General features: G+C 58.8%; 1 protein-coding gene. It reads left to right on the forward strand.

The window, feature by feature from the left end:
- A partial coding sequence (locus POTG_RS22595) for an IS110 family transposase (protein ID WP_009227172.1) occupies positions 1 to 592 on the forward strand: 592 nt, incomplete at its 5' end.
- Between the last annotated feature and the right edge of the window lie 2 nt (positions 593 to 594).

Consider the following 594-nt stretch of genomic DNA (forward strand, 5'->3'; position numbering starts at 1 on the left):
CGATCCCGAGCGGGTCGCCCGCTGCATTCAGCAAGCTGCCCGCGCCTCCTATCGGCTGTCCAAGGTCGTGGAGGATTCGATTGACCTGGTGCTCGGCACCTCCATCGAATCCATCCGCAGCATCCAGAAGCAGCTCAAGGATCTCGACAAAGCGATCGAGCGGGTCCTCGACGGCATTCAAGGCGCTCAGTGCTTGCTGTCAGTGCCCGGCATCGGCAAAGTCTATGCAGCCGGTCTGCTCGGCGAACTCGGCGATATTGAACGGTTCAAGGATCAAGCCGCCGTCGCCAAGTACGCGGGTCTGACGTGGCGCAGGCACCAGTCCGGCGTCTTCGAGGCGGAGGACACCGCCCGCATCAAATCCGGCAACCGATTCCTGCGCTACTACCTCGTTGAAGCTGCCAACTCGGTTAGGATGCGCGATGAAGAATTCGGTGAATATTACCGGAAGAAGTATCACGAAGTGCCCAAGAATCAACACAAACGCGCCCTCGTCTTAACGGCAAGAAAACTCGTGCGTCTGGTCGATGTGCTGCTACGCAGCGGCCAACTCTACACGCCTCGAAGGAAGGTGAATAGCGCCAAGGATTAACG

This window comes from Paenibacillus sp. oral taxon 786 str. D14 (genome assembly GCF_000159955.1).
GTDB lineage: Bacteria > Bacillota > Bacilli > Paenibacillales > Paenibacillaceae > Fontibacillus > Fontibacillus phoenicis.